Annotated in this window: 14 protein-coding genes; 3 read left to right on the top strand and 11 right to left on the bottom strand. The window is 62.7% G+C overall.

The genetic code is table 11. The features are described from left to right. Nucleotides 1–16 precede the first annotated feature (16 nt). The 5 genes from ACIQTS_RS16420 to ACIQTS_RS16400 form a co-directional block, all read right to left on the bottom strand. Nucleotides 17–1,195, bottom strand: a complete 1,179-nt coding sequence (locus ACIQTS_RS16420; RefSeq protein ID WP_105657330.1) for an acyl-CoA dehydrogenase family protein — start codon at nt 1,193–1,195, stop codon at nt 17–19. Nucleotides 1,196–1,222: 27 nt separating this feature from the next. After that, on the bottom strand, nt 1,223–2,368 hold the full coding sequence (locus ACIQTS_RS16415; RefSeq protein ID WP_402473916.1) for a CaiB/BaiF CoA transferase family protein: 1,146 nt from the start codon (nt 2,366–2,368) through the stop codon (nt 1,223–1,225). A 133-nt stretch (nt 2,369–2,501) separates the two neighbouring features. Continuing rightward, nucleotides 2,502–3,221 carry a GntR family transcriptional regulator gene (locus tag ACIQTS_RS16410; RefSeq protein WP_105657328.1) on the bottom strand — a complete coding sequence of 240 codons (720 nt, stop codon included), beginning with the start codon at nt 3,219–3,221 and terminating at the stop codon, nt 2,502–2,504. A gap of 44 nt (nt 3,222–3,265) precedes the next feature. Further along, nucleotides 3,266–4,825: an MFS transporter gene (locus tag ACIQTS_RS16405; RefSeq protein WP_402473915.1), complete on the bottom strand. Its 1,560-nt coding sequence runs from the start codon at nt 4,823–4,825 to the stop codon at nt 3,266–3,268. Next, nucleotides 4,818–5,240: a MarR family winged helix-turn-helix transcriptional regulator gene (locus ACIQTS_RS16400; RefSeq protein WP_402473914.1), complete on the bottom strand. Its 423-nt coding sequence runs from the start codon at nt 5,238–5,240 to the stop codon at nt 4,818–4,820. The genes ACIQTS_RS16405 and ACIQTS_RS16400 overlap by 8 nt, the downstream gene beginning before the upstream one ends. A 184-nt stretch (nt 5,241–5,424) precedes the next feature. On the opposite strand from ACIQTS_RS16400, the gene ACIQTS_RS16395 reads away from it, so the two are divergent. Further along, nucleotides 5,425–6,285 carry an inositol monophosphatase family protein gene (locus tag ACIQTS_RS16395; RefSeq protein ID WP_332594649.1) on the top strand — a complete coding sequence of 287 codons (861 nt, stop codon included), beginning with the start codon at nt 5,425–5,427 and terminating at the stop codon, nt 6,283–6,285. 76 nt (nt 6,286–6,361) lie between these two features. Beyond that, nucleotides 6,362–6,574 carry a hypothetical protein gene (locus ACIQTS_RS16390; RefSeq protein WP_133833215.1) on the top strand — a complete coding sequence of 71 codons (213 nt, stop codon included), beginning with the start codon at nt 6,362–6,364 and terminating at the stop codon, nt 6,572–6,574. Between the two features lie 92 nt (nt 6,575–6,666). Here the strand turns inward: ACIQTS_RS16390 and ACIQTS_RS16385 are convergent, their stop codons facing one another. From ACIQTS_RS16385 to ACIQTS_RS16375, 3 genes are all read right to left on the bottom strand, one after another. After that, a complete protein-coding gene (locus tag ACIQTS_RS16385; RefSeq protein WP_400291472.1) occupies nt 6,667–8,310 on the bottom strand; it encodes a thiamine pyrophosphate-binding protein in 1,644 nt (547 codons plus the stop codon). Further along, nucleotides 8,310–9,296 (bottom strand): agmatinase, encoded by a 987-nt coding sequence (gene speB, locus ACIQTS_RS16380; RefSeq protein ID WP_332487687.1) that lies wholly within the window; start codon nt 9,294–9,296, stop codon nt 8,310–8,312. Before speB ends, ACIQTS_RS16385 begins: the two co-directional genes overlap by 1 nt. Nucleotides 9,297–9,493: 197 nt before the next feature. Then, the gene (locus ACIQTS_RS16375) at nt 9,494–10,852 is read right to left on the bottom strand and encodes an aminotransferase class III-fold pyridoxal phosphate-dependent enzyme (RefSeq protein WP_402473913.1); all 1,359 of its coding nucleotides are present in this window, start codon (nt 10,850–10,852) and stop codon (nt 9,494–9,496) included. A gap of 81 nt (nt 10,853–10,933) precedes the next feature. Here ACIQTS_RS16375 and ACIQTS_RS16370 point away from each other — a divergent pair, with 81 nt between their 5' ends. Continuing rightward, nucleotides 10,934–12,469: a PucR family transcriptional regulator gene (locus ACIQTS_RS16370; RefSeq protein ID WP_402473912.1), complete on the top strand. Its 1,536-nt coding sequence runs from the start codon at nt 10,934–10,936 to the stop codon at nt 12,467–12,469. A gap of 55 nt (nt 12,470–12,524) precedes the next feature. Here the strand turns inward: ACIQTS_RS16370 and ACIQTS_RS16365 are convergent, their stop codons facing one another. The 3 genes from ACIQTS_RS16365 to ACIQTS_RS16355 form a co-directional block, all read right to left on the bottom strand. Then, complete coding sequence (locus ACIQTS_RS16365) at nt 12,525–14,054, bottom strand: APC family permease (protein WP_402473911.1); 1,530 nt, start codon at nt 14,052–14,054, stop codon at nt 12,525–12,527. Nucleotides 14,055–14,160: 106 nt separating this feature from the next. Then, nucleotides 14,161–14,577, bottom strand: a complete 417-nt coding sequence (locus ACIQTS_RS16360; protein ID WP_402473910.1) for a hypothetical protein — start codon at nt 14,575–14,577, stop codon at nt 14,161–14,163. A 136-nt stretch (nt 14,578–14,713) separates the two neighbouring features. Then, the gene (locus ACIQTS_RS16355; RefSeq protein WP_105661607.1) at nt 14,714–15,280 is read right to left on the bottom strand and encodes a helix-turn-helix domain-containing protein; all 567 of its coding nucleotides are present in this window, start codon (nt 15,278–15,280) and stop codon (nt 14,714–14,716) included. Nucleotides 15,281–15,364: the final 84 nt, after the last annotated feature.

Raw genomic sequence — 15,364 nt, 5'->3', positions numbered from 1 at the left:
TCCTTGGCTTCGCGGCTTAGCGGAAGGCCGGCACGCCGGTGAGCTTGTTGCCCAGGATCAGCGTGTGCACCTCGTCGGTGCCCTCGTAGGTGCGCACCGATTCCAGGTTGTTGGCGTGGCGCAATGGCGAGTAATCCAGCGTGATGCCGTTGCCTCCCAGGATGGTGCGTGCTTCGCGGCAGATCGCGATGGCTTCACGGCAGTTGTTCAGCTTCCCTACCGAGATCATGTGCAGGTCCAAATTCCCGGCATCCTTCAACCGGCCGATGTGCAGGGCCAGCAGGAAGCCCTTGTTGATTTCCAGGGCCATGTCCACCAGCTTCTGCTGGGTCATCTGGTATCCGGCCAGCGGCTTGTCGAACTGCAGGCGTTCCTGCGAGTAGGCCAATGCCACCTCGAATGAATCGCGGGCGGCCCCCATGGAACCCCACAAGATGCCGTAGCGGGCTTCGTTCAGGCAGGAGAACGGCCCCTTCAGGCCCTTGGCATTCGGCAATACCGCCGAACCAGGCAGGCGCACATCGACCAGATCGATTTCGCACTGGATGGAGGCGCGCATGGACAGCTTCTGCTCGATGGGGGTGGCGGTGAAGCCCGGGGTGCTGGTTGGCACGACGAAGCCGCGGATGCCCTCATCGGTCTGTGCCCAGATCACCGCCACTTGCGCCACATTGGCCAGCCCGATCCAGCGCTTGGAACCGTTGATCACCCAGTCATCGCCGTCGCGGCGGGCGAAGGTCTTCATGCTCGACGGGTCGGAACCTGCCGTTGGTTCGGTCAGGCCAAAGCAGCCAATGGCTTCGCCGGCGGCCATCTTGGGCAGCCATTGCTGCTTCTGCTCTTCGGAGCCGTGCTTGTAGATGGCGCTCATGGCCAACGATCCCTGGACCGAAACGAAGGTGCGCAGCCCCGAATCGCCGGCTTCCAGCTCGGCGCCGGCAATGCCGTATTCCACGGCCGAGCGGCCGGCGCAGCCGTAGCCTTCCAGGTGCATGCCCAGCAGGCCCAGCTTGGCCATCTCCGGAACGATCTCCAGCGGGAAGACTGCGTCGTTGTACCACTTGGCGATATTCGGCTTGATGTTCTCGTTGACGAAACCGCGCACGGTATCGCGCAGGGCCAGTTCCTCCGCCGAGAGCAGCGAATCGAAATTGATCAGGTCGGCCGGATCCAGAAGGCGTTCTGCGGTGCTCATATTAAGTCTCCTTGAAAGTTCTTGCGATTAGCTATTTGCCAGGGTGCCCAGAAGCGCTTGGTGCTCCCCGTGGGCCGGCGGGATGGTGCGGTATTGGGCACCGGTGCGCGAGAGCCCGATGGGGCTGGCGATCTGCTCGGTCGCTTCCCCGGTGTCCGGATCGGTGATCAGCGCGACGGGATCCAGGCCAAGTTCCTTGGCGAAGTCGATGGCCTCGGCGATGGAGTTGACTTTTCCGGCGGGCACTCCCGCGGACATCAGCGCATTCGCCCAGTGCGCGGCAGTGGCTGAGGCGGTGGCCGCTTCGATGATTGCCTTGAGTTCTTCGCGGTGGGCCACCCGTGCGCTATTGCTGCTGAAGCGCGGATCCTGGGCTAGGTCCGGCTGGCCAAGATGCTTGGCCAAGGCAGCGAACTGGCGGTCATTGCCCACGGCGATGGCCACCACGCCGTCGTTGGCCGCGAAGGTTTCATAGGGGGCAATGCTCGGGTGCGCGTTGCCCATGCGTGCCGGGGATTTTCCGGTAGCCAGCGTGCTGCTGGACTGGTTGGTCAGTCCGGCCAGCAGCGAGCCGAGCAAGTTGACGGTCACCCGCTGGCCGATACCGCTGGCATCGCGTTCGCGCATGGCCAGCAGGATGCCGGCAACCGCATTCTGCGCCGCCAATACGTCCACCAGGGCAACGCCGGCCTTGCTCGGAGGCCCGTCTGGTTCTCCAGTGATGCTCATCAGTCCGCCCACTGCCTGCACCAGCAGGTCGAAGCCGGGCAAGGTTGCACCCTGCTTTTCGCCGAAGCCCGAGATGGAGCAATAGACCAGTGCCGGGTTCAGCTCGTGCAGGCTCTCGTAGTCCAGCCCGAATTTGGCCAGGACGCCGGGGCGGAAATTCTCCACCAGCACGTCAGCGTCGCGGATCAATCCGCGCAGGGCCTGCAACTGGGTCGCGTCCGCGAAGTCGGCGACTACTGCCTGCTTGTTGCGGTTCACCGACCAGTAGTAGGTGCTGATGCCTTGGGCATTGACCGGAGGCGTCCAGCTGCGGGTCTCATCGCCAGCAGCGTTCTCCACCTTGAGAACTTCGGCTCCGAAGTCGGCCAGGGTCATGGAGCACAGCGGCCCGGCCAAGATGCGCGAGAGGTCGATGACCTTGACCCCTTCAAGCGGTTGGCTCATTTGCTTCCACACCTTCAATCCGCACAGAATTGCTTAGTTACATGTTGCATGCAACTCTATGTTGCCCGGATCACCCTTGGCAAGGATTTTCAGGATGTTTCGCTGCTCGGGTCTGCAGGGGGCGCGGAATGCCCTAGGAAATCAAGGCGTCCAGCCGCTCCAGGAACGGTTCTGCGTCCAGTCCCGGGGTCCGCGAACACACCGAGCGGATCAGCATCTGCGCGGTGCGCATGACGTGGCCCCGAACGGCCAGCGCGGCGGCGTCGGGGTCTTTAGCCAGAATCGCCTCCATGATCTCCTCGCGGTCCCCGGCCAGGTCCTGGCTGGAGCGGGCGAAGGGCACGGTGGTCTGCCCGTGGGCCAGGACAAGGTTGCGCAGCTCCCCCACCACGCTGTCGAGTTTCGCATTTCCGGCCAGCCCCAGAAGGCACAGGTGGAATTCCTTGTCCGCTTCCAGCGTCGCCCGGCCATCACCGGTTTCGCCGATTGCGAGCATTCGCTGGTGCAACGACTTCAGCTGGTTGATATCAGCCTCGGTCGCGTTCCGCACGCCACGTGCGGCAGCTGGAGGCTCGATAGCCAAACGCAGCTGGAAGACTTCGACAATGTCCTCCAATGAAATCTGGTTGACGCGCACCCCGCGGTTTTTCGCCACGGTAACGATTCCCTCTTTTTCCAGCAGCTGCAAGGCCTCGCGCACCGGAGTTCGCGAGACGCCGAGCTTTTCCGAGATGCCAATGGCCGAGTAGTGCTCCCCCGGAGCCATCTCACCGGCAACGATGGCGGCACGGATCATCGTGGTCACCTGCTCGGTAAGAGATACCTTCGGCTTAATCGGTTGCATGCTACTCATGGTCTGAAGCTTATCCTGATTCGACCCGGCGGCAAGGCCAGGTACTAGATCCTATTGCGCAATGGCACTTCCTTGATGAGCAATACGCAGAAGAAGGCAACCACGGCTACGGCCGCCGAGACGATGAAGACGATCCCTGTCGCCTCGCCATACGCCGATTCCACCACCTGCCGTAACGCATCTGGCATCCCGGAAAGATTCAAGGAATCCCCGGTGGCCGGGGCTGAGGACAGCTGCCCCTTGGCCGCTAATGATTCGGTAATAAGATCTGCCACATTGCGCGAAAGCAGCGCGCCGAGCACCGCCACACCTGCTGAGCCGCCTACAGAACGGAAAAACGCCACCGAAGAACTTGCCGCCCCGATATCGGTAACTTTCACCGTGTTCTGCACCGAGAGCACCAAGTTCTGCAGCATGAATCCCATGCCCACGCCGTTGAGGAACATGCCGCAGGCCAAGAGCCAGTATTCGGTATCCTGGCGCATCAGCCCGAGCAGGCCGAGTCCGGCGATGTTCAGGACCGAACCGATGAGCAGGTAGATCTTCCAACGGCCGAAGCGGGTAATCATCTGCCCGGAGAAGACGGACCCGAAGTAGTTGCCCGCGATCATTGGCAAGGTCATGAGGCCGGCCATGGTCGGTGTCGCTTCGCGGGCGATCTGGAAGTACTGGCCGATGAATGCGCCGGTGCCGAACATCCCCACGCCAATCGAGATCGAGGCGAGAATCGCCAGCGAGGTTGTTCGGGTGCAAATGATCTTCAGCGGAATGATCGGCTCACGAACCCGTGATTCAACAAGCAGCAACGCGGCAACCAGCAATAGGAACATCGAGACCATCGTGTAGGTCTGCCACGAATTCCAGCCGAAATAGTCGGCTTTGCCTACATAGGAGACCCAGATCAGCAGGATCGAGACGGCGGTGGTCAACAGGACCGCGCCGACCCAATCGATATGCACCGGACGCTTGAGGTGCTTCAGGTGCAGGGTCCGGTGGATCAAGAGCATGGAGAGCAGGCTGATCGGGATGCCGAAGAAGAAGCACCAGCGCCAGCCCAGGGGCGAGTCCACGATGAATCCGCCGAGCAGCGGTCCTGCTGCGGTAGATACAGCCATGACGGCACCGAAATATCCCGAATAGCGTCCACGTTCCCGTGGCGGGATGACCGTGCCGATGACTGCCATGCCCATGGCGGTCAGCCCGCCCATGCCGATGCCCTGGATGACCCGGGCGAACAGCAGAACGGGTATGGACCAGGCGAGTCCGGCCAGCAACGAGCCGAGCACGAACACCAGAATTCCGGCTTGCAGCAGCTTCTTCTTGTCGAAGAGATCCGCCATTTTCCCCCAGATGGGAGTGGTGGCGGCATTAGCCAGCAGCGTGGTGCTCAAAACCCAGTTGAAGTCGGTTTGCGAGCCGCCCAGGACATCCATGATGGTCGGCAGCGCAATAGACACAATGGTCGCCGCCAGCATGGCAGCGAAGAAGGATGCCAGGACGCCAGCGATGGATTTGAGCACCTCGCGTTGATTCATCTGCGGCTGGTCTGCCGCTGTCTCGGTGAGGTCAGTGGGACGTTCCTTTTCCGGCATGCTCTTATCCAAGGTCGGAATTCTCCACGTTGCCGAACTGCTCGGTCCGTTGGGATTGGATGCCGCGGATCATCGTCGCGTTCAATTCGCTCAGCGCGTGCGCGACGCTGGCCAAGCGCTCGGCATCCCAGTCCGGAAGGACATCCCGCATTCGCTCCAGGCGCAAGCGGTCGCGGAATCCAAGCCGCTCGCAACCCGCCGCGGTCACCCAGAGCACGTGGCGACGGGCGTCGATCTTGCTGGGCTGCTTGGCTACCAGGCCCATTTGCTCCAGTTCCGCCAAATGCCGGCTCATCGCCGCGGTGCCGATCCCCAAGGACTGCGCAAGGTCGGCAGCATGCGTGGGTTCACGGGTTTTCAACGTCTTGAGCACGTGATGGGAGGCGTTTGATACCTCGGGGTCAGTCTGATCCATATGCGAAAACACGCGAAGGATCCTGGAACTGCGGGCCAACTCGTCGAGCAGGATTTTGAGTTCAGAATCCGAAGGGCTATCTGGAGACTTGTCCACGATCTATCGGCTGCCTATCTATTGTGTTTCCACCAATGTAAGTTCGAATCGTTGCTCCAGTCAACGTTTTTGCCTGTTGCCACGGCGGTAAGCTGGTGTTGTGAATGATCAGCGAGTCCAAGCCAGCACGCAATACGCCGAAGAATTACGTCTTTCCGCGCTGAAGGCAGCTCGCCAGTCCGCCGAGCTGCTGCGCGCTTCCTTCCGCGGCAACGTGGTAGCCGAGCATAAAACCAACACCCATGACCTGGTCACCGACATCGACCGGCAGAGCCAGCGGCTCATCACTGCCTCACTGCTATCGGCCCACCCGGATTCCTGGGTTCTCGGCGAAGAGCAGGTCTCTGGCGATCAAGGACGGCAGGCCGCCGGGAAGGTGCAGTGGATTGTCGATCCGATTGACGGCACCAGCAACTTCGTCCACGGCGTGGCATTCTTCTGCATCTCGATTGCCGCAGCCATCGATGGAGAACTGGTGGCCGCCGCAATCCTCGATCCGGTTTCTGGTGACGAATTCAGCGCCAATTCGACTGCCGCGTTCCTCAACGGGCAGGTTCTTGAGCCCGGTGCCCGTCCCGAGCAGTCCCGCGCCAACCTGATGACGGATTACCCGGGAGCAGAATCCATGCTCAAGGACGGGGATCTGTCCTTGGAACTCTTTGGCCAGTGGATCCAGGACTTCGCCACGGTACGCCGCAAGGTCTGCGCGGCGCTGGCCCTGGCCCATGTTGCCGCAGGCTGGTGCGACGCCACCATCGGGTTCGATACCAAGGTGTGGGATGTGGCTGCCGGAGCGCATCTGGTGCGCATGGCCCAGGGCACGTTCCGCGGCTTGTCCTACGGACAGGCAGGACTCGCCGACCACTACTGCCCCGGTTTCATCGCGCAAGGGCCCGGCGCCGATTATCCTTCCTTGGCAACCGCTGCCGAGCGGATCCATCAGCTGCGCACGGGCCGCTGAGCCAACAAATCTGACAATATCGAAGTAGTTGGCCCTGCCACTCGGCTTTGGTCGCTTTCGGACGTACGATGGCGGCATGGAACCACGATTTCAACGGACCGCGCACTCCGCCGCGCGGCACCATGGAGGCGGAGGTGTGATCCTGGGAGGAATCGGAGCAATTCTGCTTTTCGCTTCCTTCGCAGTGATGTTGGCAGCTCAATCCCTGGATTGGGAGCCACTGCTCATCGGCATTAGCTTGGGCATCTCGACAGTGCTATTCGGTGTGGTGTTCCATTTCACCCACTGACCCGCACTTTTCCTCATCCACTAATCGCAACGGCCCCGGATCCATCGCTCGTGGGCGCAACAGGTCCGAGGCCGTCCGTGGGTTCGGGTGCTTTACAGGTGGGTAGGCGCAAACATCTTCAGCAGGGTGCGGACCACAATGACATTGGGGCCATCTGCTTCCAAGGCGTCGGCGAGCGCCGAACCGATGCCCTCGGGATCGACCGCTTGGGCGGGGATGCCAAAGGAATGCGCAAGGGCCACGAAGTCCGGCCGGGCCAGTTCGGTGGCGGTGGCTTTTCCGAAGGCTCCCTCCATGTACTCGCGCAGGATGCCATATCCCCCGTCGTCGACGATCAACCAGGTGACCGGTGCATGATGCTGCTTGGCGGTGGCCAGTTCGGCAATGGAGTACATCGATGAACCGTCGCCGCTGACTGCCAGCACGCGCTGCTTGGAGCCGATGGCGCCACCGATCGCGGCGGGGAAGCCGAAGCCGAGGCCGCCTGCACCCTGCGCGGAATGGAATTCGCCATCCTTGGCGTCCCAGCAGCTCCAGCCCCAGTAGGCAGCGATGGTCATATCCCAGAAGGTCTGCATGCCTGCCGGGACTGCGGCGCGGATATCCGCCATGAACTTCCGTTCCTTGCCAAGGTCCTGGGCATCCAGGCGCGCCTGCACCTTTGCCAGGGTCTGGGCCACCACCTGTTGCGGGGTGCTTCCGTGCCATGATGCCTGGGCCTTGAAGCCTGTCTCGCGCATTTCTTCGTCCAGGAATTTCAAGGCTTCACGAGCATCGGCGCGGATACCCAGGGCCGGGGTGTTGGACTCGAGCACGCGCGGCTCGGCATCAATCTGGATCATCTTGCCGCGGGGTTCGAGCGTGAAGTAGTTGCTGGTGACCTCGCCCAGGGCCGAACCGATCACCACCAGCACGTCGGCATCTTCCATGACGTCCGAGACATAGCGGTCTTCCGCCCACGACTGCAAGGACAGCTCATGGTTCCAGCCAAAGGCTCCGTTGCCGCCGGGGCTGCACAGCACCGGGGCCTGCAGTTTTTCGGCTACGGCCAGCAATTCAGCCTGCGCCCCGGCCCGGCGCACACCGCCGCCGGCGATGATGGCCGGGCGCTTGGCGTCGGCCAGCCAGCGCATGGCTTCGCGAATCAGCTCTTCGCGCGGGGGATGCTCGTAGGCTTCGGCCAGGGCATCCTGTACCGGTGGCACCATCACCGGGGCGAGCAGGACATCCTGCGGCACCTCAACCCACACCGGCCCCATCGGCACGGTAATGGCCCGGGCCCACGCGTCCTGGATCGCCGAGGGGATGCCCGATGCATGATGCACGGTCTGCTGGAACTTGGTGACGTTGGCGGCCGAGGCCTTCTGGTCATCGAGCTGATGCAGCATGCCCTTGCGGCGGGCTCCCAGGCCGTCCAGCGGAATCTGGCTGGCCACCACGACCATGGGCACGCCGGTGGCGTAGGCCTCCTGCAGACCTGCTAGCGAGGTCAGCGCGCCCGGGCCGGTGGAGAGGAACAGCACGCCCACTTCCCCGGTAGCGCGGGAGTAGCCATCGGCGGCGAAGGCGGAGTTGTTCTCCACGCGTGAGGAGATGAACTCCAAGCTTGAGCGCGAGAGGGCGTCGAAGAGTCCCAGGGCGTGCTGCCCGGGGATCCCGAATACGGTCTTGGCACCGAGCGCGGTGAGGGTCTCGATGACCAGATCGCCGCCGTTGCGTTGCGGTTGCTCGTTCATTAGCTATTCATCCCCTTGCTGGCGCGGAAGTCGCTGATCAGGCTGATCAAATCATAGGTGACATGCGAGGCGGCCACGCCGGTCAGCTCCGCATGGTCGTAGGCGGGGGCGACTTCGACAATATCCGCGCCGATGATGTTCAACCCGCGCAAACCGCGCAGGATTTCAAGCAGTTCACGGCTGGTGATGCCGCCGGCCTCCGGGGTTCCGGTACCCGGGGCGTGGGCTGGGTCCAGCACGTCGATGTCCACCGAGATGTACAGCGGGCGGTTGCCGATGCGGTCGCGCAGCTTGTGCACGATTTCGCGGACGCCCTGGTAGTAGACATCCGAGCTGGTGACGATGCCGAAGCCGAAGCGCTGGTCGTCTTCCAGGTCCTTCTTGCCATAGAGCGGACCGCGGGTGCCGACGTGGCAGATCGCCTCGGTATCCAGGATTCCCTCCTCGACCGCACGGCGGAACGGGGTGCCGTGGGTGTATTCGGCACCGAAGTAGGTGTCCCAGGTGTCCAGGTGCGCGTCGAAGTGCAGCATCGCTACCGGAGCACCGGCTCGTTGCGAGGCGGCACGCAGCAACGGCAGCGCGATGGTATGGTCTCCGCCCACGGTGACCAGGGTGGAGCCGTCACTGGTCAGTTCCAGTGCGTTGTGCTCGATGGTCTCGATAGCCTCGTTGATGTTGAACGGGTTGACCGCCATGTCCCCCGCGTCGGCCACCTGGCTCTGCGCAAACGGCGAGGTGTCGGTGGCGGGGTTGTAGGGGCGGATCAGGCGCGAGGATTCACGCACGTGGTTGGCGCCGAAGCGGGCGCCGGGCCGGTAGGAGACACCGGTGTCGAAAGGCACGCCAACAATCTTGATGTCGGCCTTCTCCACCTGATCCAGTCGCGGCAGCCGGGCATAGGTGCCGCCGCCTGCATAGCGTGGAATCACCGCGGCATTAATGGGTCCCAGATGCCCGTTTTCCTCGATGCGGATTTCCTTCATCGCAACTTCCTCCCCCAGACATCCAAGAACGAAAGTCCAAGTTGTCTAATATGAAACTTCAGTTTTCCATTATGCTATTTTGTCTGCTGGGTCACGTCAAGATTCAGTTATCGCACAGCCCGGGACTCCAGGCAGAAATAGCCCATGCCGCAGCCCGCGAACGGGCTGCGGCATGGGCCGAAACTGCAGCAGGGCGCTCAGCTGGCGACGCTGCGAATCTGCTGGGCAAGCACCTCTAATCCATCGCGCAGCAGCGCTTCTCCGATCACCAGCGGCGGCAGCAGGCGCAGCACATTGCCGTGCGTACCGCAGGTCAGGGTCAGCACCCCGGCTCGATGGCAGGCCTTGGAAACCGCGGCGGCCGCATCGGCGCGCGGCGCCAAGCTGCCCCGGTCGGCGAACTCGATAGCCAGCATGGCTCCGCGGCCGCGGACTTCGGCAACCACCGGGCTCTGCTGCATCAGTGGTTCAAGAACCTCGCGGGACACCCGCTCGATGAGCTGGGCGTTATCCAGAAGCGTCCCATCCTCGAACTGCTCGAATACAGCCAGCGCCGCTTCGCAAGCCAGCGGGTTGCCAGCATAGGTGCCGCCCAGGCCGCCAGCGTGCGGGGCATTCATCAGCTCGGCGCGCCCAGTCACCGCGGACAGCGGAACTCCGTTGGCCAGGGCCTTGGCCGTGAGGATCAGGTCACCTGCCACGCCCTCGTGCTCCGAAGCGAATAGCTTTCCGGTGCGCCCCATGCCGGCCTGGATCTCGTCGATGACCAGCACAATACCGTGCTTGTCGGCCAGCTTGCGCAGCCCCGGGATGAACCCGGCCATCGGGACAACGAAACCTCCTTCGCCCTGAATCGGCTCGATCACCATCGCGGCGAAAGTCTGGGGGCCATAGTCCATCAAGGTCTGCTCGACGGACGCCAGGACCGCGTCGACGGTGGCCGCTCCCCCAGAGGGCCGCAACGGGTTGGCCGAGGCGGCGCGCACGATATGCTCGGGCATCGGGCCGAAATTCATCTTGTACGGATTGATCTTGGCAGTCATGCCCATGGTCAGCAGCGAACGGCCGTGGTAGGCCTCGTCGAAGACCAGCACGTTAGCGCGTCCGGTGGCAGCACGGGCGATCTTGACCGCGTTCTCCACGGCCTCGGCCCCGGTGGAGAACAGCGCTGTGCGCTTCTCGAACTCGCCGGGGGTGTGCTGGTTCAACCAGCTGCACACCTGGGTGAAGGATTCGTACTCGGTGACCATGAAGCAGGTATGGGTGAAGTCCGCCAGCTGCTTGGCCACGCGTTCGGCCACGCGGCGGTTCGCGGCACCCAGTGAAGTCACGGCAATCCCCGAGGCGAAGTCGATCAGGCGATTTCCGTCGACGTCTTCGATAATCCCGCCATCGGCGCGGCTGACGAAGACCGGCAAGGTGACGCCAAAACCGCTACTGACCTGTTGCACCCGCTGCTCATGGAGGGCCGCAGAGCGCGGGCCGGGGATGCTGGTGGCAAGGTGCCTGGTCTGGGACAAGGTTGGGGCGTCGGTGGAAGCAAGGGTTTCAGTCATGGCTCAAGCCTAGAAATCCCCGTGACACGCGTCATTGGTCATTGCATCCAAGTCCAGCATCTTTCTTGGATAATTTACCCAATGATTACGCTTTTGCAGCTGGGCGCGGAGTTGGGCACCGAGTTCTTCCCTGCCAGCACCGGAACCTTCCGTGCCCAGCCGGTCAGCGGGGTGCACGTCTCTGAGCTGGAAGATCCCACCACCTATCTGGATGGCGGCGAGCTGCTGCTGACCACCGGCATGCCATTCGCCGCGAGCGAGGAAGCTTCCCGCGCATACATGCGCCGGCTGCAGGACAAAAAGGTCTGCGCCCTGGGACTGGGGCTGGGTCCATGGCTTCGCACGGTGCCTGAGCACGTCATCGCCGCCTGCGACGCTGCCGGCATAGAGCTGGGGATCGTCCCGGACCAAGTGCCCTTCCAGAACATTTCACGGGCATACTGGCGCCTGGCCTCACGTGATCAGGCTTCGAACCTGATGGGTTCCTTGGGCACGCAGACTGCCTTGGCGCGTGCCGCCGTACGCCCGGATGCCATCAATGCAGTCGTGCGGGGCTTGGCTGAGGCAGTGAACGGCTGGGCCGCCTATCTTTCCGTCGGTTCCCGGCCGGCGGCCTGCTACCCGGCATCCGCCGAAGCGTTCCTGGGTGAACTCCGCCACGAGTCCATGCGCTTTCGGCGCAATGGCATGCCCTCGGCGTCCACCTTCGAGGTCCATGGCCACGAAGTAGCGCTCTATCCCATCCTGTCCGGAACCACGATCCACGGATATCTCGGAGTTGCCGCCGGGCGCAGGCCGACCAAGGCCGACCGGCAGATCATCATGACGGCCTGCACGTTGCTCTCCTTGCGCGCCAGGCAACGGGAATTGGCTGCCAGCACGAATAACGCGCTCAGCTCGGCCACCGCAAAATTGTTGCTGCATGGCCAGCCCGAGGCGGCACGCCTGGTCGGGGAAGAAGCCGGATTGGGCAGAATACCTGTTCGTGTGCGAATCCTGCTGTACCGGGCAGGTGCCGATACCGATGCAGCAACCGCACTTCATGCGCTGCCCTCGCTGGCGCGCCCCGCCGCCTTGCCCGATGTCGCCGCAGCGGTACGCGAGTGCCAGCTTCACTATGAGGACGGCGCCGAACATTATTTGATACTTCCCGAACCCGCAGACAGTTCCGGCAATGGCGAGGCAGTGGCACCGCAGGCTGCAACCGCAACGGGCCCGATGGCGTGCGGGCGATTTGATTCCCCCGCACCCGAAGTCCACGCCGTACTCTCCCAACCATTGAACTTGGCCGAGATCCCTGCCAATTTGCCTGCCCTGCGCCAAACGCTGGACGCTGTCCCGTTCGGGACCATGGCCTGCGGCGCCCCGGGCTTCGATGCCAGCGCAGAGACCTGGGTCAAGGCCCTCGCAGCGTACGCGCGCGCCGATCTGCTCTCCGCGGTCACCTCCTACCTGCGCCATCGCGGCCATTGGGAAGAAGCCTCCCGCGAATTGGGCATCCACCGAAATTCCTTGCGCCACCGCATCACCGTGGCCCAGGAATTGCTTGGCGCCAATCTCGATGATCCGGATGCCGCCGCCTCGCTCTGGCTGGCCCTGCGCCGGGCACAGAAATAGGCACGCCGCAGTCTCTGCAATAGCCAGATCCCGCGGCGTGCCCTAGGTACAGCCGTCAGCCCTTGAGCCGAGTCCGGCTATCGTGCGGCGCACTGGCGCGTCGCGTTGCTGTGGCGTCCGGGCCGGTGGCACCGAGCTTGGCTTGCTGGCGGATGCTCAGCTTCTGCAGCAATTCCTCTTCCGCGAATTCGCCCGGCGCAATCCCGCGTGGCACCCGCAGCAAGAAGGCCATGCCCAGGATCCACCAAGCGGCGAAGAGCAGCCACGGCTGCCACCCGATGGCCGCCGGCATTCCCGGAAGATACAGCGAAATCAGGCCGGCGCAGAAGACCACCGACAGTACGCCGATGACCTTGCCGCCGTTTCCCGCACCGCCCACGCGCAGCGGGCGTTGCATCTGCGGTTCGCGCTGGCGCAGAATCAAGAACGCCACGCCCACCAGCAGGTAGGCGATCACGATCGACGGCGAACCGGAATCCACCAACCATCCGAGCATGGCGGTGCCGAAGAATGGAGCCAGAATGGAGAGGCCGCCAATGAACAGCAGTGCATGGCTCGGTGTGCGGTGCTTCGGATGCAGGTAGGCAAACCAGCGTGGCAGCATCCCGGAACTGGCCATCGCGTACATCAGCCGCGAAGCACCCATCAGCAACGAATTCCACGAGGTGAGGATGCCGGCAATGCCGCCGGCGATCAGCACCTTTGACATGATTTCGGAATTGAACAGTGCCCCCATCGCGTCGGCAGTGGCAAGTTCGGATCCGGCGAGCGCCGAAGCGCCCATTCCCGAGGCGGTGGCCAGGATGATCCCCACATACCAGGCGGTGGCGATCAGCACCGAAATCACCACGTACTTGCCAATTTTTCGCGGGGCGATGTCGCATTCCTCGGCGGACTGCGGGATCACGTCGAAGCCGACGAACATGAACGGCACCACGATCATCACGCCGAAGAAGCCGGCCACCCCGTTTTCGAAGAATGGTTCCATATTCCTGCTCTCGCCTCCGGTGAATGCGCCAGCAAGCAGCATTGCGCCGATGACGAAGAGGAAGAGCACCACGAAGGTCTGCACTACACCGGCGGTCTTGATGCCCCGGATGTTAATCCAGGTGATCGCTATCGCACCGGCGACACCGACCAGCGCCCAAGTCAAGTAGACCTCTGAGCCAGCGATCTCCCATAATCTGATCTGCGAAAGCTCCGGGAAGAGATAGAGCACGGATTTGGGCAGTGCCACTGCTTCAAAGGCCACGATCGCAATGTAGCCGCCGACGATGGCCCACGAACCGGCAAAAGACCAGCGGGCGCCCATGGCGCGCAGCAAGTAGTTGTGCTCACCGCCTGCTTTCGGCATGGCCGCAACGAGTTCGGCATAGGTCAGGCCGACTACCGCCATGATGCCACCGCCAACCAGCATGGCCAGCGTGGCTCCCAGCGGACCGGCGGTGGTAATCCAGTCGCCGGTGAGCACGACCCAGCCAAAACCGATCATCGCGCCAACGCCTATGGCCAAGGCATCCCAGCGGCCGAGGACCTTCTTGAGGCCTGGTTCTGCGGTGTGGTTCTTCGCGGTTTTTCCTGACATGGCAACCCCTTCTGGAAAGTTGATCAGGATCACACTATGCAAAATCGCGCCAAAGGGTATTGGATGTTTTGACTACATTTCAGGCTATTTTGCCCAAATCAGGAGGCTAGGCCTTGCCGGAGCGCTTCTTGCTGGCTTTCACCAGCGCGCGGTCGACCTCGTGAATGCCCAGGCAGAAGCCTGCGGACATGACCAGCGATTTGATCGTCAGTTCGGAAAGGTCATCAGCTACGTACACCAGCTGGATCGGTCCGGCCAGGACCAGCAGGACACCGGTCCACAGCACATACGCCCACGAGGTGCGTGCCTGCGCCATCACCGGGAAGCGTGCCCGTCGGCGAATCGTCCGCACGCCAATGGTGACAATGACGACGGCCAGAATCGCGGCGCCAATGAAGAAGAAATTGCGTTGGGTGCGGATCCAGGTCAAGGTGGTGCCAATAAGAACGCCGAAAAGTATCGAAGCCCACCAGCTGATACTGCGCAGTTGATCTTGCGCAGCGGTTGGTTCGCCTGTCCTCACGCCTCTCCCATCACTGATTGTCCCGAGCGCCCGGAACAACGCATCGTTCCTAGAATACGCGGTTCATCTCCCCGCAGACGAACGCGCAGCCGCACTGCGCATGCCGTGCCATGGCAGCAAGTGCCGTGGCTTGGCGTCATGAGAGGATCAGCGTCCAGGTAACCACAGCGACCTCATCAGAATCGTTTTCCCAGCTATGCGGTTCACGCCCGGGGAAGGTGATCGTATCGCCTGCTTCGAGTTCTACGCGCTGATCAGGCAATACCAGGATGAATTTTCCAGCGATCACGTGCAGCACTTCCAGCTCGCAATCCACCGAATACAGTTCCGCTTCACCGGTGCCCTTGGGCGCAATCTCGGCGCGAATCATCTGCACCCGCTTCTCGCTGCGCGGCGTGACCAGCTGCTCCGTGATGCCGTCACCGCCCAGGGAAACACGGGGCGCCTGCTCCAGTCGGACCAGTTTCGTTTCAGGAACCTCGAAGAGGGTACCGACCTCCATGCCCAGCACTTCGCACAACCGCAAAAGAGTGGAAACCGAAGGGCTGGTCAGGTCGCGCTCCACACGCGAGAGGAAACCCTTGGTCAGTCCGGATAGCTCGGCGACCTGGTCAATGGTCATACGCTGGGTCTGGCGCACCCCGCGCAGCCTCGCACCGATATTGATCGCAGCACCGGTTGGTTCAACTGGCAAGGTTTTCATCGTTTGGCTCCTCGACGTTTTCTGCAGCAACAACCGCAACCACTTTGGCTTCAAGGCCTGCGGGGCAAGTTTACCAATGGTAAA

It is taken from the genome of Glutamicibacter sp. NPDC090743, from assembly GCF_044769125.1.
In the GTDB taxonomy this organism is placed as follows: domain Bacteria; phylum Actinomycetota; class Actinomycetes; order Actinomycetales; family Micrococcaceae; genus Glutamicibacter.
This window is presented reverse-complemented; position numbering and strand designations above follow the sequence as displayed.